The sequence below is a fragment of the Brasilonema angustatum genome, from assembly GCF_059505445.1.
Genome location: NZ_JCACKO010000080.1, coordinates 1 through 22,194, shown reverse-complemented (window position 1 = coordinate 22,194; position 22,194 = coordinate 1). Strand labels below are relative to the sequence as shown.

Below are 22,194 nucleotides of genomic sequence, written 5' to 3'. Positions count from 1 at the left end.
CCCCACCCAAGGGTTATTTGAATTGACAGAAACTGTGGTTGATCCGGCACAGCAGATTGCTTTAAATCCCTGTGTCAAAGGTTTTGGTAGCACTTTCACTGTCACCGGACGCGGGGGATTGCCAACTGACCCAAATAAAATCCTCAGTAGTGATAATGTGCGCGTTGATTTAATTCAGCCTGTTCCTAGTAAAGTAAGTTTAACAAGTACAACACAAAAGCAACCATCTAAAAAGCCACCTGTTAAACAGATAATACCTGCTCAAGGTTGGATATATAACGAAAAAGGTCAGGTGGTGCTGGTTGGTTATGATCCAACTAAGACTGGTCCACAGCGTGAACAGCCAGCGCCTAATAGTAGTTGTGCTGCAACAAAATAACCACGGTTTCAGACAGCTATCATTATTGCCGTCGCCCGTTCACTATGCCCAAAGCATATTGTCAAAATTGACATTATCGCATTATGTTTGAGGAAGATTTACCCCATCACTTTGGATGGGGTAGCTTGTTTTTCAAACGCGTGCCTCTAGTAGGCGTAATGCTAGAGAAAGTGTCACGAAGTGCCATATCCCGCTGGAAAGTTCCAAATCATTTTTTGAGCCGGAACTTTACCCTTTTTGGCACTCGTTTTAGTGCTTTAAATCCTAAAATTCAAGACCAAAGTTATGAAAATGTTCCGACACTTAATATTATCTACAGTAAAACAACAGCAACCTATATAAGTCAAATCTTCCAATGTTGTTTACGCTTTCTACAAAGACAAAGTTTTTGCTATCCGCTAACCAATTTCCTTGGGTGGCAGCCAGTTGAACGACCGGCGTTGAGTTTGTAGAAAAGCTGCATGATAAATTTCTACAAAGTCAAGAAATGCTGGTTTTTGTTATTGTTGTTTACTTTGTGGATGAGAGAAATACACCTATATTTAATGTTAAAAATCAGTACTATGTAAACTTTTATATACTTTGGCGGACAACGGCTAAAAGTTAGCCAGATCAATGCTTTAAGGTACTTGGCACTTCATGACAGCAACTCTTGCCTTAGCCCTTCTACTCAGTCGTCGGAGGGCAGCCTGTTTTTTTGTAATACTCATTCTTTCTGACTCATGACGACTGAGTTCTTTTTGATGAAGTCATTTTTCATGCATAAAGTAAATAGTCTTTATTATAAATTTGGTTATTTTCCCTGCATAAATTGTCCCCTTGTAGCGAGAGATAGTTGTATAGTTTTGACAAAATGTAAAATGGCGAAGCTGTCGGTTCAGACAGTTGTCGGTCATGCACTTCGCCAATTACGCCATTCAGATTTTGAGCAAACTTAGGCAGAAACGAACTATAGCTTATTTATGGTCTTGTCCTCTGGTCAATAACCGAAGACGCAGCAGCCAAGACGCCACACAAGAGTGCGCCTCCCCCTGCCACAAGTCCAAATCCTGTCGTAACTTTCACAGTGTTATTCCACTTTACGCCCTGCAGCGATTTTACCCCGCCCTCAGCCATCAAACCCATGCCATAAGCTGTGATTGTTGCAGCAGCGGAAATACCGACACCGAGGAGGCATAGACCAGCGATGGCGCTTAAAGTGCTATCAATCCTGGTAAAGAAGCGCAAACGCCGCATTTGGGTATGATGTTGACGCAGGCGTTCCTTAATAACATTTCCAGGAACAGTTTGAGAACTTTCTAAAATCTCATCGTCTTTCCTTGGTATCACCTTTTCTGAAGGTTCAGTTCTTATTGTTACAAAAGTTAAATCTGTTGTAAGGAGAACTGGTTCAGATGATCGCTCATTTTGCGATTGGCATTGTGGGACGATAGCGCTTGATACTGATATTTCTGTCGGTTCCTTGGTAAAGTTAGTTCGATAATCGGGGCAGTTGTCGCCGTTCCAGCCGTAAGGATGGATGCCGCAGATTAAGACAGTGCCCCCGTAATAGCGTCCGTGGTAATTCTTGCAGCCTTGACAAGCTGTTGGTACGGAAGAGGTTTCTTCTTCTTCCTCGCACTCTTCATCCCAACTAACCAGCATACCGGCGCAGTTCGGGCACTCTCTCACTATCCGCCCGTAGTCGTCTTTGAGACAGGTTATAGCCCCAGTGTATTCCACCGCTTCTCCGCAGCGATTGGTACGAATCATCGGCACCGTATAATAAGGATAGCTACAATGATGGACTTCAATATCTCCTACTGCATGGTCATCTTGCGCTGCCTGCTCATAGTCAGGATGAATCTCCCAAAACTGCTCTTCTGAAAGTTCATCAGGTGTTCCGTCAGAATTTAGATCCCAAAGTTTTCCTTCATGATACATCCGCAGGCTGTAATGGGAATAATCATGGGCTAGGTTTTCTAATTCGCAGTCACTTCTTGCTTCCTGGTAATTGAAGGTTCTCTTTATTACCTTAAGTTTTCGACTGGTTGGATATGTTTGGATGACGAGGTATTCTCCTTCTTGAAACATATATCCTCCTGCTGAATTCTCATCAAAAGTCTTATCGGGATGGGTGTACTTTCGAGCACTCCAGAGATAATGCCGCTGACATGCAGCACCGTTGTATCAGCGGTCTATGATTGTTGGGGCTTTATGCTGTGGACTTGCCATAGGTTTCTTGCTTTCATAGTCAGGGCATGAGTCTCCTTCCCATCCTTTGGGATACATCCCGCACACTAAGAAATTTTTGCCATAGCGTTGACCGTGATAATGTTTGCACCCCTGACAGGCAACGGGAATTTCTGTGGATTTGCGTTGCGCCTGCTGTTGGCGTACATCATATGAGGTGAGCGATGCGTTTATGCTTAAGCCTATTAACCCAATAGTTTCTAGGACAATCCCAGTTACCTGTATCCAAGAAAACAAGGGTTCTGGCGGTTGCTGTCTGTGTATCTTCCAACTTACCAGATGCGCTGTCGTTCCTACAACGATGGCATATCCTCCGAAAATGATTGCGATTCCTCCAACAATACCCGATGATTTCTGTAACACTCGTCTGATACGTCTCATATCCATATCGCCATTAGTTGAACTTCCCGGACACAGGATTAGGTCTTGGTTCCTGAAATTCGTGCAAGATTGCATTCGGTATCACCCTTACTTTCTGGCATAAGGGAGAACGGCTGCTGCCACACGTCCATGTCGATACAAAACTTAGGGGAATTACGGTGATGCCCAGGCAGAGGACTAGAGTAAACAGCGAGTCAATCTGACCGCTTAAACTGTTTCGATATGTGTCCTCCTGCTTTTGAATTTCTAGAAGAATATCAATAGCATCCAACACCGCCTGGGTTGGTTGCCCTATCATAACTCTGCGGAACATCTCCGCTTTGAGGAGTTCCATTTTCCGATGATCCGGAATACGTCCTTGGGCTATCGTCTCATCCTGGTGCTTTTTGAAGTTGGCAGTATTCTGCTCTATCCGCGTTCCCAAGTTGCCTAAGAGATGCTGTAAATCCAATCTCATGCTGCTTCTTCCTGAATTTCCTGCAACAATTCTTGTTTTCTGCCTGCTGTCTGCTGTATGGAATGCACGCTCACGTCCAAATGCGAGCGCAAATCCTTGGCAGCGGCAAGACAGGTAGCAAAGTCAGTAATCAGGTCTGGATGTGCGGCTGGATCATGAATTATTTCCAGCCATTCCGGTAATGTTTTGATCGTATTTAATTTAGTGAGAATTGCCTCAAGGGGTTTGCTTATTTTCTGATAGGTCTTCATCTCCCTTTCTCCTTTTCACTCCGGTGTGTGCAAAAACTCCTTAATGCGTGGCTCTTTGGCAATAGTGCCATCGTCAAAGTTTTCTATCAGCCAACGAAACAACGTTTTACCGTGCCGCGAGTAGGAGCGTGTGGGATGTTCCCTGCCCTCACGACATTTGAGAATTTCACGAATCATGTCACTCGGTTTAGCTCCTAACTTGGCGGATTCCGCTATACGGTCAAAAACCTTCTCTGGGTTCATTTCTGGAAAAACTTGCCGCACCTTTCGGAAAGTCCATACCTCTAAGGAATCTTTAGGCGGTACGGGTTCCATGCCTCCGGTTGATTCCGATAAGTTCTCGGAATCCGATGTCGGCTCAGGTGTTTCCGTCGGAATTTCAGCATCTTCCGATAGCGTTTTGGATGGTTCTTCCGATGGGTGACTGGCGTCCAAGCTCCGCTTTAAACGCTTAATTGCTTCTTGCCATAAGTCCTCTGGCTCGTCTTCCCTGCCCGACTCTGTTTTGGATGGTGACTCTGGTGCTGGCTCTACCAGAGTTTGTTCCTCAGTCTCTGTGCTGTCATCTGCACCACTGAATAACTGTAACAAATACTCAGGATGCATCTTATCGGGATAAATAGTGATGCGAGAAAAATCCATGCTGTCATCGGTCAACCCTGTTATCTCGCCACGAAATTGAGGTTTAAACTCCCCAGTCTCGGTGTCGCGTGTGTTGAACAAATGAAGCTGAATCAGTCCTTCTTCCAGTGCCTTCTTTGCTCCTTCCACTCCACCCAAGAGTGCCTGGGTGTTGTTGTGACTAATAAGGATAGGTGCTTCCTTACCTTTGCGGGCATCGCTGATGCAACTCAAAATGAGTTCTGGTGCGAGTACCTTGGTAGGTTTTTTGAGGGCATATTGGGTAACTTCATCAAAAATCGTCGTATACCATTCTTTGTCATCTTCCGCCTCATCCACACGGCGTAGATAGGAATGAATGCGTTGAGCAACAGCAGCATAATCCTTCTTATAGCCCACTGCTGGAATACCCAGTTCTAACAGTGCTTTCCACGCCTTGCGCTGGTTCAGGCTTAGATGTGGATCGGCAATTTCCAAGGTATGTCCCTTGAGAAAGTAGCGCAGGAGAGCGAGGTACGCTGCAAAGTAACTTTTGAAACTGCCTTGTCCGCCCCAAATCAGGACAGGACTTTCCAGAAGTAAGACAATCCAGCCGCCTTCCCACTTGCGAATAAAATCCCATGTCTCTTTAACGGGGTCTATGGTTCTATGTTGTCCTGCTTTCTTGGGGGCTGGGCGCTGTTGAGATGAATTGACCTTATTTTTCGGGCTAGTGATGTCATCTAAGCTTTGTCCGGTAAGGGCTGGCTGTTCGGGGTCACTTGTCGTCTCCCCGGTTTTCTTCTCTTGGTCAGAGGGTAAAAGGTGTGGGTTCGTAATCTGGGCATCCAACCGTGCAATCTGCCGCCTGGTGAGTCCGGTGAACGTTTCCTTGAGTACCAGTTCCGCTTCTGCCAGATTCCACGCCATCCCTTCCAGGAAGAGATTGAACGCTCCCTGCTTCTGCTCACGGTACTGTTTCTCATGAAAATCTAAGTCAATCACTGCTTCCATATCTAATTTGGGTTGTCCCTCTTCAAGAAGCTGCAACACCCAGTAAGCACCGAAGAAACTCATACCACACAACGCTGCTAAGACACGGCGTAACGTGGCATTACCATCCCGCTGTTTCCACAACTGCAATTGCCATCCCCGGTATCTTGCAAGAGCCGTGACATCAAGAAAGCGTTTGGTGCTGGCGCTGCTGAAAATGTGCTTTGCTTTCTGGGCGTTCAGTCCCGTACCGTAGGCAAAGCTTTCCCAACTTTCTTGGGCGGATTCGCCTAAGTGGGTCAACTCTGATTGCAACCCACTACCATAAAATGGCAGGTTTTGATGCTTCCTCCTGTGTTTTTGGGCATTTTGACGCGCAAGCCTCCGCTTGTGCAATTCCTCTGCACGTCTTGCCGCCTGTTCCTGAAAACTTTGGAAAATGCGACTGTCTACAAAATCTCGTCTCTGGCATTGGGTGTCTGGTAAGCAGTATTCTGTTATCGGGTTGAAATTGAGGTTGTACCCGCCACTCGCGCCAATGCCAGAAAACACTCCAGCAGTGAACAAGAGTCCTGCTACAATGCCGCGCTGCTGCTGGAGTTCCATGCGTCATTACCTCCTATGTTTCTTCAACTGGGAGCGGCAGGGAGTCCTCCACCATACGTACTCGTTGGTGGGGGAGGAATGCCGCGCTGATGTTTGGGTACTGGGGACTGGCGACTGGGGAAACATCCCAAAAATGGTACGGGGTTAAAGCCCCTTCCATAATTTTTCGTTTGAGAACCCAATCCCCAATCCCTAATCCCCAATCCCCAGTCCCTTTTACTAGGCGCAGCCACCAATCATCCCGGCAACGGTTGCCACACTTCCGGCGATCGCCTCAGCTTTCCCCTGATTACCCCTTGATAACAAAGCAACAACGGTTGAGGCTCTTAGCCCTGTCAGTACCAGCCAAGCCCACATCCTATTATCGTTATCCCGACTCCACAGGGAGACATTGAGGGAGATCGCAAACCACACGGCTATGCCAATACCTGTTTTGGCTGTGCGAATCCTTGTCAGTGTCGCGCTTATTTGCTGCTGCTCATCCTGGTCATCTCGGAAGAAACCAGCATAATCCTCAAAACTGTTGCGCTGCCTGCCGAACATCAGGTGTTACCTCCTGAAGCCAAAGATACTGGCAACCATGCGTCCGAAATTGAAATTGCTGGTACTGCCGGGACGGGGGCTTTTGGCTCCGGCATACGCACCAAATCCTTGAGTCATGAGCAAGCGTCGGGTGGCTTTCTGCTCTGCTTCCGCCTTGCGCACGTCACGGTCTTGCAAGGCGGTATCATGCGTGGCATCAATTTCATCTTCCCGTGCGGTAAAATCGGCTTGCAGCAGGTATATCTTGTTTTTCGCTTTACGGGCTTCCAGGGACAGTTCACCATACTGTTGGGCTTCATGGTAGCCCATTTCGTTTTGAAGCTGGGAACTCAACAGATGTACACTGTTCTCATGCTTACGTCCGGCAATCAGGATATCTTTGAGATATTTATTGATCTGTTCCTTGGACTTTAGTCCCTTGGTGATGATGTCCTTGAGATGGAATTCAATCTGGCTAACGTCCGAGAAGATTTCTTCTAAGTGCTTGGCAGCATATTCCAACATCTCGCGCTGCTCGCTCATGAATTTGCGGATGTCTGCCAGGTTCGCCACATCCTCCACCTTCAGTTGACCATTCATCAGCTTTCCCAGAATATCTATCCCGGTGTAGCGTTCGATGTGGTTTCCTACCACCCTGGCGGCTGGGGTTTCTGTAAGGTGATAATTACTACGCTGTTTTCTACGCTGTTTCGGTTGCCATTTTACTAATCCCATGAGTCATGCTCCTCTGGTTTCCTGTGGTTATTTAAGATGTGATTGCGGTAATGCCGGATGCTGGCAGCGTTATACCAATTCACGCATTCGCTCATTCAAAATTCGTCTTGAAAAGTTTTGCGCCGGGAAACCCCTATGGCTGACGCCACGCCTTACGGCTATCGGGGATGACCTTCGGTCACGCTGCGCTAACGCAGTCGCCTCTGTCGGGAAAGCCGTCATTCGCGCTGTCTCACCGGACGCGCAAACTTTTCGCAAAATTAAGAAAGCCTAAGATAACGAGGGTTTGAGACTGTGTATCTGTCGCATTCTTTTTTCAAATTGGTATTATCTCTTGAGCATCCAGCAGCAGTACTGCTCTAGCGGTTAAAACCGCGTAACTTGTCGATTGTCAGATACGTTTGGTCGAGTTTTGACTGACAGACATTGGTGTCTGTATGGGCTGTCTGCACCTGGTCACGCATCTGCCATAGATGAAACAGTAGAAACGCTGATGCACAAGCAAGCGGGATAGTTAAGTTAAGTTTTTGATTTGCTTCCATTCCCTTGACCTCCTGGAATCGCCGCACGAATGGCAGTCAAAGAAGAAACGGAGCAGGGAGTAGAGAGTAGGGAGAAAACCAATCCACGTAAACTAGTTTCCCCGTTGCACCCTGCCCCTTTCTTCTCCGCTTCTTTGGTCAGTTCTGTTTTCACTTCGCATAAGTGCGCCTCAATTTTCTGTTCCATCCGTATATAAGAAGCGTTGACTTCCTGCCGAATGGTTGCAACCTCCTGCTGTGCGTGATGAATTGTCTTCATGACGGCACCTCTTCATGTTGACTGCCCAGTTTGCCATGCTCGTTCATCCAGTGCCACGCATCCCAAACTGCTGCTTGCATTTCTGGTGTTCGTTGGGTTGGATTTTCCGGCGTTCCTCCGGTAGCATCAGTGGCAACAACATAGGCGGCTGTCTTTGCCATAGTCTCTGGCATCCCTGTATTTATGAAATGGGTAGCAGCGGCTTCGTATAACCCTTCGTTTTCCTGCCAAGAGGGGCGTACCATTAGGCTGCCTCCATAGTCTTGAAATCGTAGCGCAGTTGAGCCGTAAGCGCTGAGATAAATGCCTCAATGCTGTCTTTATCGAGTGTGGCAATCTCTTGAATGTCGGAACACAGCTTTGATTCATCTGTCCATAAAGCGGGACAAACAGCATCTATCGCCATGTCAATAAGCGTTTCGGGAATCCCCTCTGTGCTTGCTGCTGAAAGCTCCAGCAGATAGAGATAATTGACCAATGCTGCCCGAAACGCCAGCTTGGATAAGCGCTCCATCCGCTCTAACCTTGCACCGTACTTTTCTTGCAAGTCCTCAATAATGTTATCTGGATCATCAGCTTTGCTATTACCAGCAGACCCAAGTCCGTAATAGCCCAAGGGCTGTGACCCGAAGACAAAGGTTTCTTCCTGTTGAAATTGCTGTGCCATGATGGTGATAATACTTTTTTATCGTGTTGAATCAGCAGCGCCTTCTTGTGGGCAAACAATCCAGGCGCTGTCTGGTTTTCATGCTGAGTAAGGTAGTGTAACGAGTGGTGATTTCTGAGCGCAGGTCTGAAAATGTTCATCTATTGCCCAATCCAGTTCGTTGAGGGCTTGTATGGCATCCCCTAAATTAAGATCAGGGTGGTAATCACCGGATAGCAAGAGATCCAATACTTCCGGTGCTTTCGCTATTTCTTCCAGTTGTTGTCGAAGGTCTGCAATCCGCTCCAAGATGGCAGGTTGTGATGGTTGCGTTTCCATAGTCTTTATCTCTCTTCAACTTTCCTAGTTAGGGGATGAAAGGGTAAAGCTGTAATGCCTTGGCTGTCCTGGTTCTTCGTGGTAACTGACTGTTCGTTCGTTGATATTAGCTGCATCAAACACCAGAGGTAATGCGCCTTGGCTACAATGCCCATCATATGCAACGTGGGTAGGCGTTGCGGCAATTTCCTGAATAAATTTGTCTCCCAGTATTCCGTCCCGCTGTTGATTCCAGTCGAAAATTTGTTTTCCCATTACGCCTCCGTATCCACTTTAATGGTTATGTAAATCTCCTGAAGGATTGCATTGTTGCAGACCTTGGCTATGTTGTTGACCGAAAGATACAAGGTTGAAATGCCGCAGCATGAGCGTCATGCCGAAAGCACCAAGACAGCAACATAGGACAACATTGAAAAAAGTGCCTATGGGCATTGGCTCCTGGTAAGTTCGTTCTAGGGTTTTGCGGTCATTTTCGATGCCATTCATGACGTGTTATCCAAGCGAGCGCCCCTACAGTCATAGTGATAGCCAAGCCTACAGGATTGGTCAGGGCTGCGGCTGTCAGCAGGGATGAACCAACCAGACTCATACTGGCAATACTTGCATGGTGTACCAGATGTGCCATTTCCTCATCTCCTTCTATTGCGCCGCTGTGGGTTGGTTCAGGGCTTCTATTACGCCATCGAGTTCCATCTGCCGTTTCGTTTGCTTGAGGTTGGCTTCCATCTTCCCCACCACCAACGCTCCCTGCTGTTTTCCCAAGGTTTCATTTCGTGAAATCATGGAGGTTTTTAGCTGTTCACCGATCTGCTCTATCCGTTCTTGTCGTTTTGTAACTTGATTGTTGTAGTAGCCAGTCCAGACGTTGGCATACGTTGTTTCATATGTCTGAATATCCGTGATGGCATCAACCTGCGCCATATACGCCACATCTGACCGACGAATTTGGGAAAGGCTTTCGAGAACGCCGTACTCAATCGCTTCCAGCATCAGGGCGTTGTCTTTAACTGCCTCAGCCGTGGTCGTTATTTCGCCCTTGGGCAGTTGAGATTCTGGTGAATCAAATGTTTCAACGTACTCCTGCCTATGCTGCTCTACCATGTCTTCAAAGTTATCTGGTAGCAAGGAGTCCAGTGTCCAATCATCTTCGGGGAACTTCTTACGGAGGGCATCAAGCAGCTTGCGCGGTGGTTGGTTGTACTTCGCTGCTGCTTCCTTCACCGTCATCTGTTTGGTGTTGTGAGTCATTATTCTTTTCTTCCATGAGAAAGTACTGTGGATCTTTAGCCAGCCGAATTCTCAGTTGTTTCATGCCCTTAGTTCGGGCGTAGTTTCTTATTCTTTGCAAAATGGGTAAGTGCCAAATTGAAATTTTGGTAAATCTGTTGAGTCCGCCTAAATTTTCATCTCGAAATTCATAAAAGGGCGGAAGGAAAAGACTGGCAAGGTCGAGATAAGTACGAACGGTTCTTTCCGTAACAGGCGGTACTAACTGCTTTCCCGCTTCAGAGCGGGTCAGTTCGACAATAATTTGGGTAGTCCCGGTCAATACGCTAGTCAGGGATGCCACCTCCTTTTAATTTCTGGTGGTTTCTGCTCACTTCCGGGAAGTGATACTATCACTATAGCATATGTGAATCCAATACGATTCCTTTTTGATTCAAAAGCGAATCACTACATGATTCATTTTTTTGATGAATGCCACAAAAAGTATCGGTAGTAATCGATGCACGTTTGAATAGGATTTCAATCACATTAAAATTAATTGTTAATACACTTATGTCGAAAATGATTGACATTTTAATGGTGAGAACAAAACGCCTGCAAATACCAGAGCTAGGTGAGTACTATTCAGATATGTTGAAGGTCGAAGCGGCATTGCAAAACCGAACTCTGCCGCAAGAAGCGAGCAGCCTTTTATGCGATATGCTGCAACAACGCGATGAAAAGCGGCAGAGGATGGTAGAACATCTTGCGAAAAAACGGGGGATACCCAGTGATGAGATGTGGAAACAGCTTGTGAATGGAACCCACAAGCCGATAGATCAAGATGAAGCAGAAGACTTATATAGTGAGGAGATATAGTAGCGTTTTTTTGCTTTCTTATAAAGAATTTTTATAGGTCACGAGAAAGGCGTGCCCCTTCCATCTGTCTGAGAGCCTTGCTTCTGAACCGATTGCAGCTTCCTACGAGAAACAAGGTAACAATAAATCTTATTCATCAGGAAAATTTTTTATGATCTCACCAATAAAGTGCAACTCCTAAGCAGCCGCTTATACAGCCCAAGGGTTTTCAAAGGAAAACTATCCAGACTTGACCGTAAAGTCGGCAACATACAATACACTTTTAAAACCATTTTTAAGGACTCTGGCAATTTACATAAAACTTAGTGTATTGATAAGTTATTTTCAGTGATACAATGCTTATTGTCTATCAATAACAAATTAGTTCTGCATGGACTAATCCATCAGAACGCCTGTTTGTTTAGATAGTCTGGCAGGGATAGCAGGGACTTAGTGATGTTGTGGAAGACGGATCTAAGCCCCGATGCTTCTCCTGCAGTACTTGTAACAAGGGAATTCATTCCCTGAACTTACTTAAAAAGACCAAGACGGCTAACACCGACGGGTCAAAGCTCTCAAATGCTACACAGCTTACGCTGTAAGGACATTTGAAACGCTTTAAATATGTTTAGCGGCAAAAGACAAGACAGGAGTCTATGAAGTCTCTTTTGTCTAACTTTAGATTGACAACTACCAGATGATGGCAGTTGGCAGGGTCTTTTTGTTTAATTTGTCTTTGTCGTCATCGTCTAACACACAGCGAGCAGCACTAAGGCAGCGCGCAGATGTCGTTTGTCTAAACACATCTTGAGTATATCACACGCTGCTGCCCATAAAAGTAAAAACGCACAATAATTCTCCAGAGAAGCAAGATGGCAGCAAACAACAATCTATATTTACAGCCCCTCTGGGTGTTATCTGAAATCTCTTCAGGTCAATCGGTTTTTCTCTACTATTACTACTCTAGTGTACTGCCCAGCGCTTTATATCGCATTCTGCAGCAGACTGCAACAGCAGCAGTACCGAAAACAGTTTCTTCTTCCTCTCAAGAAACACAGGAGTTGAACCCCAGCGAATTAGAATTATCACACCGCAGTGAATGGGAAGATAGCCTCGTCGATTCCGCCCTAACTCGTTTGAACGTCAAGAGCCTATCCGACAATTCCGCCCTGGAACACATGCTCTACGCCTTGCCCAATACTGCCCGACGCAATGATGGACGCTTGCGCGACGGTATCCTCAAACAGTACGCGCACCTTATGAAAGGCGGCTGGTGGGTGAGTGGACTTGATCCCCTTAACGATTGGCAGCCCATGCTGTGGGGACGTTTCAAATCTGACCATCCCCGGCAAGAATGGGACAAAGAAACGCAGCAATATAGCGAAAAGAAGGTAAAATACGAATCACCGCCCAAAACGCGCACTCGTGTCACCTATTTTCGGGTCACGCTATCTATTTGGTTGATGATTGCCATCCGGTACAAAGTCGCCATGCCGGAGCACATTCAGATAACCGAAGATGGAGAAGCGCCGGGATTCTGGGCTTGGGTGCAACAACACCCCGAAATTCCCATCAAACTGACTGAGGGAGAGAAAAAAGCTGCGTGTCTTCTCTCCTTGGGTTTTGTGGCGATCGCCCTCCCAGGAATCTGGAACGGACGAGTTGGCAAGAAAAGTGAAGGTGAAATTGAATATCTCCATCCCGATTTAATTCCAGTCGCCCAGCCCAACAGAAAATTTATCATTCTGTTCGATTACGAAACCAAACCTGAAACACGCCATAACGTCGAACAAGCAACCCGCCGCACAGGATGGGCAATTGAACGCGCTGGTTGTCAATGCGAAGTCGCACTGCTACCGGGACCGGAAAAAGGTGTCGATGACTGGGCAATGGCACTGGGGGAAAAAGCGGAAGAAACATTAAGTGCTCTTTTTGCTGACACACTAACGCTCAAAGAATATCATTTTACATTCCATTACAATCGCCGCCGGGGACTTATCCGTTATAAGCCGGATGTAAAAGTCAACTGTCGCTACTTATCAGATCAAGTCACTATCCCCAAATCAGGGCTGGTGTGCCTGCTATCCGATATGGGCACAGGGAAGACGGAACTTGCAGCCAGACGACGGTTGGATTATCCAAACGAACGGTTCCTGAATATCGGGCATCGGGTGAATCTGCTGAAAAACCTTGCCCTTCGCTTGAAGACTGATATGTACTCAGACCTTGGTAGTCTTGGGTTAACTAAGGCAATAGCACTTTCCATCACCATAGATTCACTTCACAGACTGGCAGATAACTTGCAAGCGTATGGCTGCTTGTTAATTGATGAAGCCAGACAGTTTGTCAGCCATCTGTTGACATCAAGTACCTGCCAGAAGCACCGAGTGGAAATCATCCAAGTTCTGAAATATCTGGTTTACCAAGCCACGCTGGTAATCTTAGCAGACGCGCACTTAGATGATGTTACCATTAATTTCTTCCGGGAAATGCGCCCACAACCGGAACAGCCTTATATTGTACAGAATGATTACCGCTCAGGTGGTCGCCAAGTCTTCTGGTATGAAAGTAACGACAACAGCACCATCGTCGCCCGTCTCCATGCTGAAATTATGGCTGGGAAGAAAGTGTTGGTGGTATCCAGCAGCAGGCGTTTCCCCAAAACCCTGGAACGGGCGCTGTTGAACACCAATTCCGACAAAAAGGACAATGAACAGAAGAAGCAGGGGGGAAAGGGGCAGAAAGCAGGGGGAAGGAAACATTCCTCTCTGCCAACAAGCGTTGCGCAACAAGAATCACAATCCCCATCTGAATGTCCCCCTGTTCCCCTGCCTTTTGGTGAAACCAACAGCGATACACAGCCCTTACTACGGTTATGGACAATTCACGGAGAAAACAGCGGTTCCCCAGAAAACATTGACTTTATTAAGGATATTAACAACGCCGTCAAAACGGTGGACGTATTAAACGTTTCCCCCAGTTTGGGCACAGGAATTGACATCTCCCAGTATCATTTTGATGTCATCTTCGGCGTCTTTGACGGTGATAGTTTAGCAGCAACCGACGCTGCACAACAACTGTGGCGCTATCGTCCCAATGTCCCGATGCACGCTTGGGTACGTCCCCGCCCGTCATTCGGCTACAAAGAAATCAATGTCCGTCGGATTAAAGAAAGTATACTGCAAAAAAATGAAATGGCAGCGTTCTTGATTCGCATTGACCCCAAAACAGGAAGACGTGGAGTCGAAGACGAGTGGATGCTGGATGCTTACTGTCAAATGCAATCAGAACATAATTTTTCTGTCAACAATCTGCGGACAGATTTACGCTTGTTGCTTGAAGAAATGGGGAATACGATTATTCCTGTCAGGGAGGATAAAGATGAAAACACCTCCCGCTGGATGAAAAATGCTCGAAATGCCATCAAATCCGAGCATTGTGCTCATGTTGCCAAAGCAAAAACTATCGACCGTACAACCTACGAACATCGACAACACCAGGATTACCTCAAACCGGAAGAAATTCTCGAATGTCAGAGATTCCAAATTCAGGAAGCTTACGGGATGAATGTAACACCCGAACTGGTGGAAAAACACTCAGATGGTCGCTTGCTTGGACAGTTGATTGCCCTAGAAGCGATTTTAGCAGAACCAGATAACGAAACACTGGTTGATGAAATTGGACGAGAATATCCTGCACCACCAACGTTCGTGGCGGAGTACGATCGCCAAGAACGACAGCGGTTGAAAATCTGTATGGACTGGAGTAACCGTTCTACCGAATGGATGATGCGGTATCGGCTTGGCTTACGTGAAATACTCCTAGAACTGATGGCTGGTAAGGAAATTGCCGCAAATGACCCCAGATTAAAGGTACTTGCAGAGCAAGCTTTACGTGCAGCACCGCATATCAAATCCATTTTGGGACTCACGATTGCCCCGAATAAATCCCCAATGTGGATATTGAGTCAGTTCTTGAACCAGTTGGGACTGACTACCATATCACAACGGTTGGGACAGCGTGGTGACAGAATCAGGATTTATTCCCTCAACCCAGAAGACGTGGCGTTTGCCCATCAAGTGCTGGCTTGGCGTCAGCAGCGCCGGGAGGAACGCGAACATCAACGCCAGCAGGATGCAGAAGCAGCCCAGCGTCGGTTGAACGCTATGAACGTTCGATATAGGGATAACCCCGTGTCCATACCCCCCCCTATTGTATATACAGCTCCCCCTTTATCGACTGTGGACACCAATGCTGAATCAACGTCCACGCATGATGGTGAGTCCTGGTGGAATAAGGTGAAAGCGGTTGCCCAACAAGCATGGACGTTGCTTGGTGACGGAATTGAGCAACTGAAAGAAATGTTAGCTTCGCTGACATCAGAAGAGCGCTGGGGTGTGATGTTGACGCTTGATGATATGGATTCTGCTGGATTTGCGAAATTTACCACTCAATTTCCTGAGTGGGAGAGGTGGTGTAGCGATTGATCCTGTCATTATTCTCTCGCTGAAGGGAGAAAACGCCTAAATTGTTTCATAAACGTTACAAACAGCCGTTACATTTCTGTAACGACGCAGCAGCGGCATGGCTAAATGTCTTCAGTGTAATGCACAATTCGTTGCTTGCCGTCGGGACACATTTTTCTACGCCCCCAAATGCTGTCTTTGCGTACTACCATGCTGCGCGAAAAGTGGGAGACGAACAACCAGTAACGTTTGAATATACTCCGGTTTTCCTAGTTAAACGTGAGGGATTCTTATGCTCCCAGAAAGGAAAGGTTCGAGTCGCATAGCGAACGATATAGTTTCGGCCAATGACACACCGCTTTTTCCAACGCACCAAAAGCATGTGGTATTGGGGCGCACAACAGAAACCAATCAATCCCCTGTAGCGACACCAGCGATACCCGACTTTGTGCTGGCAGACAGGGAAGATATTCTGGCATCCGCGTTACAACCGTTATACCAAGCCCCTGTCTTAGGAATCGACACGGAAACCACGGGGTTAAATCCCCATTGTCATCAACTCAGGCTGATTCAAATCGCTGCACCTAATCATCCCGTGGTACTGGTCGATTTGTTCAAAATCCCGCTGAAACTACAAATATGGGATTCCTTACGCCGACTGTTCCAATCCAGTGTCGTCAAAGTATTCCATAACGCCAAATTTGACCTGAAATTTTTGACCAAACTAGGCTTGCGACTCAAAAACCCTCCGTTTGATACGCAGATTGCCCATCAACTGTTGACTGCCGGGTTACATCAAAAATCGTCTTTGCAAGCGATCGCACGGAAGTATCTGAATTTGGAGATAGATAAGGAAAACCAAGTTTCAAAGTGGACTGCCGAACAGTTAAGCACAGAACAGTTGAAATACGCAGCGTTGGATGCTCATCTGCTGCTGCGGTTACGGGAAATCCTCAAGCCTGCGCTTATCAAAGCAGAACTGGCGCAAGTTGCCCGGATTGAATTCAGCGCCATCCCTGCTGTGGCGGAGATGGAGTGGTATGGAATGCTGCTGGATGTATCGCAATGGACAACCCTGGTTCAGAACATGAAAGTCAACCATCAGCGTGCTGCCCAGAACTTACAACAGATGTTGCAGTCTGATAACCCCCAATTAGCACTGCTACCCGAAGCAAATGCCGTCAACTTGGATTCGCCCAGTCAGGTTCTCAAGTCCTTGCAAGCCCAAGGCGTACCCATCAAAAGTACAAACAAAAAGGAAATTGCCCCGTTAGTGGGTAAGTATCCTGTGCTGCAAGCCTTGCTGGAATACCGAAAGCATTCAAAATCCTTATCCGCGTTTGGGAAAGCGTTGCTGGCGCATATCTCACCGCACACCGGACGGATTCACCCGGAAATCTGGCAGTTAGGGGCTGTCTCCGGTCGATTTTCTTTCTCGAATCCCAATCTTCAGCAAGTCCCCCGTGGTGTAGAAGTCCGCAAATGCTTTGTCCCTGCCCCAGGCAAGAAACTGATTATTGCCGATTATAGCCAGATTGAACTGAGGATTGCCGCAGAAATCAGCGGTGATGAAACCATGATCCAAGCATACCAGAACGGGGAAGATCTGCATCGCCTAACAGCTTCCCTGGTCATGGGTAAGGCGTTGGACAGTGTAGGGAAAAGTGATCGTCAGGTGGCAAAGCCCATCAATTTTGGTCTGATTTATGGAATGGGTGCGCCAGGGTTACAAGATTATGCTAGTGTCAATTATGGCGTACAAATGTCAGTCGCTGATGCCAAAAGGTTCCGCTTCAAATTCTTTGACAGTTACACAGGACTGGCTGCATGGCATGAGCAAGTGAGAAAAGCACTCTATGACCAAAAGCAACACGAAACACGTACCTTGGCAAACCGTCGCCGCTGCTGGTTGCCCTCTACCCAGCCTTCTTTGAATGAAATGCTGAATCTTCCGGTACAGGGGACTTCGGCTGACATTACCAAGCTTGCTCTTGCCAACCTGAAAGCACCGCTAGAGCATACCGCTGCTGTCATTATTGCGGTTGTCCATGATGAGATTATACTGGAATGTCCTGAACTCACTGCAACGCAGGCAGCAAGTATTTTGAAAACTGTCATGATTCAGGCGGGAGAAACATTTCTCAAGCGGGTTCCTGTGGAAGTGGAAGTTACGATTGCTGATAATTGGGCAGAGAAATGACGATATCTGATGGCTTGAGATTATCTATGGAGTGGGATTTTCTAATAAGGTAGGAGGGGAGCTTACGGTTGAAAAAAAAATTTCAAACTTTTCAATAGTTTTGAAAAAACGTAAGCTCCGGTAATGGTGGTTTTATTGGTTAGATTCTTCCTCCATTTGTATAATTATCGACTCTATAGCTCGACGGTAATTGGGGTTTGTATAAAAACGCGAAGCTGATTCGATTGAGCGATTTAGTGCTTTGGTTCCTAAATCATTTAAGTGGAGAAATTGAATTTTCTCTCTAACTTCTGCCTCCGAAAACTCACTAAAAAGTTGACCTATGGCAACTGTCCAGAATGGAGCAGTACAGAATTTCATTCCATCAAAATCCAATTCAACTTTTTCTCCTTGTTGAAGAACGGGTAGGATTTTATCGTAAACAAGTGTACCCTGTTCTGCACACATAGCATAAGGACTGTCGAGAATTTCACGAACTACTAACAGCATAGAATCACCAAAGTGATAAAAATTGAAAAGAAGATAGACTATGCTTTAGCGAACGACAAAAGACTTAGGTCACCTTAGTATGAGTTTTTTGAATTACTTATGAGAGAAAGATAGTTGATAGCAAGAATATGAATCTGTCATTTTAAAAAGTCAGCTATAATTTTACCTATATAAGAGCTTACCTTGCTGTTCTGCAACTTTAATTGCCCAGTCATTAGCGGTAAAAACAGTAATACCAGGAACAGTTAAGAAATCTCCATCGTCGGTGATAATTTTATCAATATTCCCTTTTTTCATAGCTTTTACTATAAATAAATCATATCCATCAACTTGTATTGTTTCAGATTGGGTGAGCGCAGCGTGTGTAAATGCTTCATCAATCGTAAAATCAATACAGAAAGCTATTTCTGTTATCAGATTCCAAATTTCTTGTATTTTTTCAACAACTTGTATTCTTTGTTCTGGATAGTTGTGACGAAAATCTTTAAGCTCAATTATTTCTGGAGGCTGTCTTGAATTAGAAAAAAGTTCTTTTTCCCACCTCTCAATGGAATGAGCAATTTCTGGCATTAAAGTACCACAGTAGAAAAAATTAGCTTGTCGAGATGATGCTCCATAGAAAAATCGAGGATATTTTTTAATTTGATAACCGCTTACTCCAGTTTTTTTAGACTCCGTTTTCATTAAAGGTTTCCATGACAGCGGCTCATATAGCGTCCACAACCAAATATTTGTATCTACAAAGAATTTCTCATCATTTTGGGGAATGTCAGTATCAATTTTAACTACCTGAGCTTGAACGTTATAATTCGGTCGCATTGATTAAGGATTATTGGCTAATTCATTTTTAATAGCATCTACTGTACTATGAAACTCAGGGTTAGCGTAATACTTCTTGCTGGTATCAAGAACACGGTTGTAGGTTCGTTCGGCAATCGCGCTAAGATGAGATGTCGTTAAAAGGCGCTCAAGTTTTTCTCCTGAAATGTCACTTAGTAGCTGACCAACGGCATAATTCAAAAATGGCGGTAAACAAATCCTAACCCCTGCAAAATCTAATTCCACAAGACGATCCGCCAGTAATTGCGGATAAATCAAATCGTACACCGTTTGACCATCCTCAATTGTTATACAATATTCCCCTATTAGGTCAAAGATGTTGATTTTGTAAGCGCTTTCCTGTGGTTGCAGGGGAGAAGATGCCTTCTGGGGACTGTTATCGCTGCGTTCGTTGAGTTCAACAGAATACACGCCTTCCCCTGATGGTAGCTGGGAAAGCAGTAACTTCAGTTCAAAAGATTCTGCATAAGCATTCTTCACGAAACTGACCGAATCTTCAGCGTTCAGGATGTCAGAAGCAAGATTCATCAGCTTTTCGTCACTGATGTCAACTTGGTTATTTTCTTCAACGGAAGAAGCGGAGCGAAAGCGTTCGCCATCCTTTTGCAAAATTCGACGGGCATTTTTATATGCTTGCTGTACTGGGGAATATTTCTTAGTGAGAGAATGAAGTTTAGGTACATCCGAGTGCAAAGCTTTCCCAATGTCGTTGACTTGTCGTTGTAAATCTTCTGGCAAGGGATGATCCAAATGCAGTAAGGCAGCAAGAAAAGATTTAAGGGTTATTTTATCGAGAGGGTTCATTAATTAGAATGTTCCAGTAATAGTGAAAGCTGCCCAGTAATAAGGATGTTCGTAAAGCTTTTGCTCCGCCTCCATCGTATCAAGTTCGTCAATTTCTGTATCAATAAAACTAACACTACTGTCTTCCTCTGGAAGTTTTTGTAGGAAATCGTCGTACCAATCCTTGAGTTGCCGGACAGTCAGATTTTTCAGCCAGGTAGTTGCTTGGGCTAAAGCGTCTACGGCGGATGCCCCTGCTTGCCAGCGTCGGTAGAATTCTATCATCACTAGAGCGCTGGCGGCTGATTCCACCATCCACAGGGTACTGACCACTTGGGCAACGCCCATGCTAAGAAAACCGCTCACCAACCCAACATACTCAGTGGTGATAGTTTGGTTGCCCGTGATGGCAGTTTCACAAGCAGCAAGGCTAACCAGCTTGTAGCACGAAAAATTCCTTGGGCGGTTATCTTTTAACGTCAGTTTAGCGCTTGTGTCGTAAATGTCTTCCAACGTCAACTTGTGTGCTCCTGTCAACGCCAAGGCGGATTGTTTCGGACTGTGAAGATTGTAACTGCCATGCCCTGTAAAATGAAAGATGGTGTAATCACTGAATAATTCAGTTTTTACCCGTTCATCAGTCGCTTTATTTCCTGGAATACGACAAGAGTGATCAAAGAGTTGATTAATGGTTTCTGATTCAAAGGCGGCAAAAGATTGTACAGGCACTCCCTCACTTTGGGGAGCTTCTACACTGAGAAAAGAATTCTTTCCATTGGCAGGTCTTTCAATATTTTTCAAAGCAATCCCCAGGTAGGCACTGGGCAGATATGTGATGCGAAACTGCGGCGAAAATAAGGCATGAAGCGGGAATCGGTGCAAGTCGCGGTGAGGAATAAGAATCAATTGTGTTATGCCTTGTAAATGCTGCTCAATCGCCGGAATGTTAAGGATATTCTTCAGATTTTCCAGCTTTGATGGCATTTGTACCCGCCAATGATGGTTTTTTTTCTCCTCTTCTTTTACTTTCGAGCGATAGTTCGTGTAGTTTTGATTCCAATCCTTGAGCCACTCTTCAAATAACTGCAAATGCCGCAAAGATGCAGGACGCTCCTCTTGATGTTTTTCTAAGAGTGCTGTGAGATCGATAGGGGAGGGGACAGGGACATGGTCTTTACTGCATTTTGCGAACACGGCTTCAAATATCTGATCTACGCTTAGAGATGCAGGACGTTCTTGTTGATGAGTTTCTATAGGCGTAGTGATAACGATAGGGGAATGAGCACCATGTTTCAAAATAAAAGTATGGAGTGCTGCTGGGCTGATATGCCAATAAACGATGGCTGTTGTGGAATTAAGCAGATGATCTTGAATTTCCTGCCAATGATTCTTATTCAATTCATATAGGAGCAAACTCAGAATGAAAGTATGTGTGGCTGTTGGGCTGAGATGCCAATAAAACTTTACTGTTTTTGGATGAATTAGCAGTTGTAGAATTTTCTGCCATTTAAAAAATAAAATAATATTGTACCATTCATCTAACAACCAATTTAGGCAAGCATTTTTACCCTTTTCTGCCAGTTCCAAAGCCGCGCACCAGTTTCCTGACTGTACAGCTATATCGACGCTTAACCGTTGAAATCCTGCAAACTTCAATGCCAGTAGTCGTTTCTTGCCAGGGCTTTCGCAGCTATCTAGCAAGTTTTGCAATACATCTGTACCGTGCCGCTGAAGTTCTTCGGCTTTGTCTGTTTCCCCCAAATCCAAACGGACGCGGATTAAGTCTTGCAAAACATCCAGTCGCTGTTCAGGATAATCTGTTGCGGTGAGCGTTTCTAGGGCTGTGTTGTAGCTGTTAGCCGCTTTTTTCCAATAGTCGCCAGGGAATAAAATGCTATGCCCTTTCCAATAGTGCGCATTCCCCTTTGCTTGATGTAACCTCCCCCAACCTTCTGGGTGAGTGTCCTGGGGGCAATACTTTAACCCTTCCTCATAGCTTACTAATGCTCCATGATAGTCGCGTTCGTTGAGATCGGGATTTTGTTTGGCTATAGGACTCATTAAAGATAGCAAGCGATCGCAACTAGGTGAACTTCTTGCTGCAATGCCCCGGCCATACCAAGCTTGGTAGTAGCCACGTTGAATGGTGAGCGCTTTGTCGTAGGATGCTATAGCTTCTTCATTTCTTTCCAAATCACTCAGCGCATTGCCCCGGTTACCCCAAGCTTGGTAGTAGCCACGTTGAATGGTGAGCGCTTTGTCGTAGGATGCGATAGCTTCTTCATTTCTTTCCAAATAACTCAGCGCAACGCCCCGGTTAAACCAAGCTTGGTAGTCGTCAGGTTGAATGGTGAGCGCTTTGTCGTAGGATGCTATAGCTTCTTCATTTCTTTCCAAATCACTCAGCGCA

General features: G+C 45.8%; 25 protein-coding genes and 1 pseudogene. 5 read left to right on the top strand and 21 right to left on the bottom strand.

Features of this window, described 5'->3' with window-relative positions; genetic code table 11:
• Positions 1–379 (top strand): annotated as a pseudogene (locus tag AC5JM2_RS15210) (two-partner secretion domain-containing protein); the annotation flags it as partial.
• Between the two features lie 960 nt (positions 380–1,339).
• On the opposite strand, the gene AC5JM2_RS15205 reads toward AC5JM2_RS15210, so the two are convergent.
• The 7 genes from AC5JM2_RS15205 to AC5JM2_RS15175 form a co-directional block, all read right to left on the bottom strand.
• A complete protein-coding gene (locus AC5JM2_RS15205; protein ID WP_495835715.1) occupies positions 1,340–2,452 on the bottom strand; it encodes a hypothetical protein in 1,113 nt (370 codons plus the stop codon).
• A 96-nt stretch (positions 2,453–2,548) separates the two neighbouring features.
• Positions 2,549–2,992, bottom strand: a complete 444-nt coding sequence (locus tag AC5JM2_RS15200) for a hypothetical protein (RefSeq protein ID WP_495835714.1) — start codon at positions 2,990–2,992, stop codon at positions 2,549–2,551.
• 13 nt (positions 2,993–3,005) lie between these two features.
• Positions 3,006–3,449, bottom strand: a complete 444-nt coding sequence (locus AC5JM2_RS15195; protein ID WP_495835713.1) for a hypothetical protein — start codon at positions 3,447–3,449, stop codon at positions 3,006–3,008.
• Positions 3,446–3,700 carry a hypothetical protein gene (locus tag AC5JM2_RS15190; protein WP_495835712.1) on the bottom strand — a complete coding sequence of 85 codons (255 nt, stop codon included), beginning with the start codon at positions 3,698–3,700 and terminating at the stop codon, positions 3,446–3,448. Before AC5JM2_RS15190 ends, AC5JM2_RS15195 begins: the two co-directional genes overlap by 4 nt.
• Before the next feature lie 15 nt (positions 3,701–3,715).
• On the bottom strand, positions 3,716–5,899 hold the full coding sequence (locus tag AC5JM2_RS15185; RefSeq protein ID WP_495835711.1) for a hypothetical protein: 2,184 nt from the start codon (positions 5,897–5,899) through the stop codon (positions 3,716–3,718).
• Positions 5,900–6,118: 219 nt separating this feature from the next.
• A complete protein-coding gene (locus AC5JM2_RS15180) occupies positions 6,119–6,442 on the bottom strand; it encodes a hypothetical protein (RefSeq protein ID WP_495835710.1) in 324 nt (107 codons plus the stop codon).
• A 6-nt stretch (positions 6,443–6,448) separates the two neighbouring features.
• Positions 6,449–7,156: a hypothetical protein gene (locus tag AC5JM2_RS15175; RefSeq protein WP_495835709.1), complete on the bottom strand. Its 708-nt coding sequence runs from the start codon at positions 7,154–7,156 to the stop codon at positions 6,449–6,451.
• On the opposite strand from AC5JM2_RS15175, the gene AC5JM2_RS15170 reads away from it, so the two are divergent.
• On the top strand, positions 7,155–7,430 hold the full coding sequence (locus AC5JM2_RS15170; RefSeq protein ID WP_495835708.1) for a hypothetical protein: 276 nt from the start codon (positions 7,155–7,157) through the stop codon (positions 7,428–7,430). The genes AC5JM2_RS15175 and AC5JM2_RS15170 overlap by 2 nt on opposite strands.
• Before the next feature lie 85 nt (positions 7,431–7,515).
• Here the strand turns inward: AC5JM2_RS15170 and AC5JM2_RS15165 are convergent, their stop codons facing one another.
• The 10 genes from AC5JM2_RS15165 to AC5JM2_RS15120 form a co-directional block, all read right to left on the bottom strand.
• Complete coding sequence (locus AC5JM2_RS15165) at positions 7,516–7,698, bottom strand: hypothetical protein (protein WP_495835707.1); 183 nt, start codon at positions 7,696–7,698, stop codon at positions 7,516–7,518.
• Positions 7,676–7,957: a hypothetical protein gene (locus AC5JM2_RS15160; protein ID WP_495835706.1), complete on the bottom strand. Its 282-nt coding sequence runs from the start codon at positions 7,955–7,957 to the stop codon at positions 7,676–7,678. Before AC5JM2_RS15160 ends, AC5JM2_RS15165 begins: the two co-directional genes overlap by 23 nt.
• A complete protein-coding gene (locus AC5JM2_RS15155; RefSeq protein WP_495835705.1) occupies positions 7,954–8,202 on the bottom strand; it encodes a hypothetical protein in 249 nt (82 codons plus the stop codon). Before AC5JM2_RS15155 ends, AC5JM2_RS15160 begins: the two co-directional genes overlap by 4 nt.
• The gene (locus AC5JM2_RS15150) at positions 8,202–8,624 is read right to left on the bottom strand and encodes a hypothetical protein (protein ID WP_495835704.1); all 423 of its coding nucleotides are present in this window, start codon (positions 8,622–8,624) and stop codon (positions 8,202–8,204) included. The genes AC5JM2_RS15155 and AC5JM2_RS15150 overlap by 1 nt, the downstream gene beginning before the upstream one ends.
• A 78-nt stretch (positions 8,625–8,702) precedes the next feature.
• The gene (locus tag AC5JM2_RS15145) at positions 8,703–8,942 is read right to left on the bottom strand and encodes a hypothetical protein (RefSeq protein ID WP_495835703.1); all 240 of its coding nucleotides are present in this window, start codon (positions 8,940–8,942) and stop codon (positions 8,703–8,705) included.
• A 24-nt stretch (positions 8,943–8,966) separates the two neighbouring features.
• Positions 8,967–9,197 (bottom strand): hypothetical protein, encoded by a 231-nt coding sequence (locus AC5JM2_RS15140; protein ID WP_495835702.1) that lies wholly within the window; start codon positions 9,195–9,197, stop codon positions 8,967–8,969.
• A gap of 18 nt (positions 9,198–9,215) precedes the next feature.
• Positions 9,216–9,428: a hypothetical protein gene (locus AC5JM2_RS15135; RefSeq protein ID WP_495835701.1), complete on the bottom strand. Its 213-nt coding sequence runs from the start codon at positions 9,426–9,428 to the stop codon at positions 9,216–9,218.
• Positions 9,409–9,567 carry a hypothetical protein gene (locus tag AC5JM2_RS15130; RefSeq protein WP_495835700.1) on the bottom strand — a complete coding sequence of 53 codons (159 nt, stop codon included), beginning with the start codon at positions 9,565–9,567 and terminating at the stop codon, positions 9,409–9,411. The genes AC5JM2_RS15135 and AC5JM2_RS15130 overlap by 20 nt, the downstream gene beginning before the upstream one ends.
• Positions 9,568–9,581: 14 nt before the next feature.
• A complete protein-coding gene (locus AC5JM2_RS15125) occupies positions 9,582–10,190 on the bottom strand; it encodes a hypothetical protein (protein WP_495835699.1) in 609 nt (202 codons plus the stop codon).
• The gene (locus tag AC5JM2_RS15120; RefSeq protein ID WP_495835698.1) at positions 10,114–10,512 is read right to left on the bottom strand and encodes a hypothetical protein; all 399 of its coding nucleotides are present in this window, start codon (positions 10,510–10,512) and stop codon (positions 10,114–10,116) included. Before AC5JM2_RS15120 ends, AC5JM2_RS15125 begins: the two co-directional genes overlap by 77 nt.
• A gap of 209 nt (positions 10,513–10,721) precedes the next feature.
• Between AC5JM2_RS15120 and AC5JM2_RS15115 the strand changes: the two genes are divergently transcribed.
• The 3 genes from AC5JM2_RS15115 to AC5JM2_RS15105 all read left to right on the top strand — a co-directional run bounded on the left by AC5JM2_RS15115 (position 10,722) and on the right by AC5JM2_RS15105 (position 17,672).
• On the top strand, positions 10,722–11,027 hold the full coding sequence (locus AC5JM2_RS15115) for a hypothetical protein (RefSeq protein WP_495835697.1): 306 nt from the start codon (positions 10,722–10,724) through the stop codon (positions 11,025–11,027).
• A gap of 851 nt (positions 11,028–11,878) precedes the next feature.
• Complete coding sequence (locus tag AC5JM2_RS15110) at positions 11,879–15,493, top strand: DUF3854 domain-containing protein (protein WP_495835696.1); 3,615 nt, start codon at positions 11,879–11,881, stop codon at positions 15,491–15,493.
• Positions 15,494–15,764: 271 nt separating this feature from the next.
• The gene (locus AC5JM2_RS15105; RefSeq protein ID WP_495835695.1) at positions 15,765–17,672 is read left to right on the top strand and encodes a bifunctional 3'-5' exonuclease/DNA polymerase; all 1,908 of its coding nucleotides are present in this window, start codon (positions 15,765–15,767) and stop codon (positions 17,670–17,672) included.
• Between the two features lie 132 nt (positions 17,673–17,804).
• Here AC5JM2_RS15105 and AC5JM2_RS15100 read toward each other — a convergent pair whose 3' ends face one another.
• The 4 genes from AC5JM2_RS15100 to AC5JM2_RS15085 all read right to left on the bottom strand — a co-directional run.
• Positions 17,805–18,161, bottom strand: coding sequence for an STAS-like domain-containing protein (locus tag AC5JM2_RS15100; RefSeq protein WP_495835694.1), 357 nt, complete (start codon positions 18,159–18,161; stop codon positions 17,805–17,807).
• A gap of 162 nt (positions 18,162–18,323) precedes the next feature.
• Positions 18,324–18,980, bottom strand: coding sequence for a hypothetical protein (locus AC5JM2_RS15095; RefSeq protein WP_495835693.1), 657 nt, complete (start codon positions 18,978–18,980; stop codon positions 18,324–18,326).
• Positions 18,981–18,983: 3 nt separating this feature from the next.
• Positions 18,984–19,805, bottom strand: a complete 822-nt coding sequence (locus AC5JM2_RS15090; protein WP_495835692.1) for an STAS-like domain-containing protein — start codon at positions 19,803–19,805, stop codon at positions 18,984–18,986.
• 3 nt (positions 19,806–19,808) lie between these two features.
• On the bottom strand, positions 19,809–22,194 hold a 2,386-nt coding region (locus AC5JM2_RS15085), incomplete at its 5' end, for a CHAT domain-containing protein (protein ID WP_495835691.1).

Bases quoted from the DNA above. Each gene is read 5' to 3' on its own strand.
- AC5JM2_RS15155 (WP_495835705.1), bottom strand. From the start codon at position 8,202: ATGGTACGCCCCTCTTGGCAGGAAAACGAAGGGTTATACGAAGCCGCT.
- AC5JM2_RS15095 (WP_495835693.1), bottom strand. From the start codon at position 18,980: ATGCGACCGAATTATAACGTTCAAGCTCAGGTAGTTAAAATTGATACT.
- AC5JM2_RS15105 (WP_495835695.1), top strand. From the start codon at position 15,765: ATGCTCCCAGAAAGGAAAGGTTCGAGTCGCATAGCGAACGATATAGTT.
- AC5JM2_RS15145 (WP_495835703.1), bottom strand. From the start codon at position 8,942: ATGGAAACGCAACCATCACAACCTGCCATCTTGGAGCGGATTGCAGAC.
- AC5JM2_RS15180 (WP_495835710.1), bottom strand. From the start codon at position 6,442: ATGTTCGGCAGGCAGCGCAACAGTTTTGAGGATTATGCTGGTTTCTTC.
- AC5JM2_RS15200 (WP_495835714.1), bottom strand. From the start codon at position 2,992: ATGAGACGTATCAGACGAGTGTTACAGAAATCATCGGGTATTGTTGGA.
- AC5JM2_RS15185 (WP_495835711.1), bottom strand. From the start codon at position 5,899: ATGGAACTCCAGCAGCAGCGCGGCATTGTAGCAGGACTCTTGTTCACT.
- AC5JM2_RS15125 (WP_495835699.1), bottom strand. From the start codon at position 10,190: ATGACTCACAACACCAAACAGATGACGGTGAAGGAAGCAGCAGCGAAG.
- AC5JM2_RS15150 (WP_495835704.1), bottom strand. From the start codon at position 8,624: ATGGCACAGCAATTTCAACAGGAAGAAACCTTTGTCTTCGGGTCACAG.
- AC5JM2_RS15100 (WP_495835694.1), bottom strand. From the start codon at position 18,161: ATGCTGTTAGTAGTTCGTGAAATTCTCGACAGTCCTTATGCTATGTGT.
- AC5JM2_RS15175 (WP_495835709.1), bottom strand. From the start codon at position 7,156: ATGGGATTAGTAAAATGGCAACCGAAACAGCGTAGAAAACAGCGTAGT.
- AC5JM2_RS15110 (WP_495835696.1), top strand. From the start codon at position 11,879: ATGGCAGCAAACAACAATCTATATTTACAGCCCCTCTGGGTGTTATCT.
- AC5JM2_RS15160 (WP_495835706.1), bottom strand. From the start codon at position 7,957: ATGAAGACAATTCATCACGCACAGCAGGAGGTTGCAACCATTCGGCAG.
- AC5JM2_RS15130 (WP_495835700.1), bottom strand. From the start codon at position 9,567: ATGGCACATCTGGTACACCATGCAAGTATTGCCAGTATGAGTCTGGTT.
- AC5JM2_RS15090 (WP_495835692.1), bottom strand. From the start codon at position 19,805: ATGAACCCTCTCGATAAAATAACCCTTAAATCTTTTCTTGCTGCCTTA.
- AC5JM2_RS15165 (WP_495835707.1), bottom strand. From the start codon at position 7,698: ATGGAAGCAAATCAAAAACTTAACTTAACTATCCCGCTTGCTTGTGCA.
- AC5JM2_RS15135 (WP_495835701.1), bottom strand. From the start codon at position 9,428: ATGAATGGCATCGAAAATGACCGCAAAACCCTAGAACGAACTTACCAG.
- AC5JM2_RS15205 (WP_495835715.1), bottom strand. From the start codon at position 2,452: ATGTTTCAAGAAGGAGAATACCTCGTCATCCAAACATATCCAACCAGT.
- AC5JM2_RS15190 (WP_495835712.1), bottom strand. From the start codon at position 3,700: ATGAAGACCTATCAGAAAATAAGCAAACCCCTTGAGGCAATTCTCACT.
- AC5JM2_RS15195 (WP_495835713.1), bottom strand. From the start codon at position 3,449: ATGAGATTGGATTTACAGCATCTCTTAGGCAACTTGGGAACGCGGATA.
- AC5JM2_RS15170 (WP_495835708.1), top strand. From the start codon at position 7,155: ATGAGTCATGCTCCTCTGGTTTCCTGTGGTTATTTAAGATGTGATTGC.
- AC5JM2_RS15140 (WP_495835702.1), bottom strand. From the start codon at position 9,197: ATGGGAAAACAAATTTTCGACTGGAATCAACAGCGGGACGGAATACTG.
- AC5JM2_RS15115 (WP_495835697.1), top strand. From the start codon at position 10,722: ATGTCGAAAATGATTGACATTTTAATGGTGAGAACAAAACGCCTGCAA.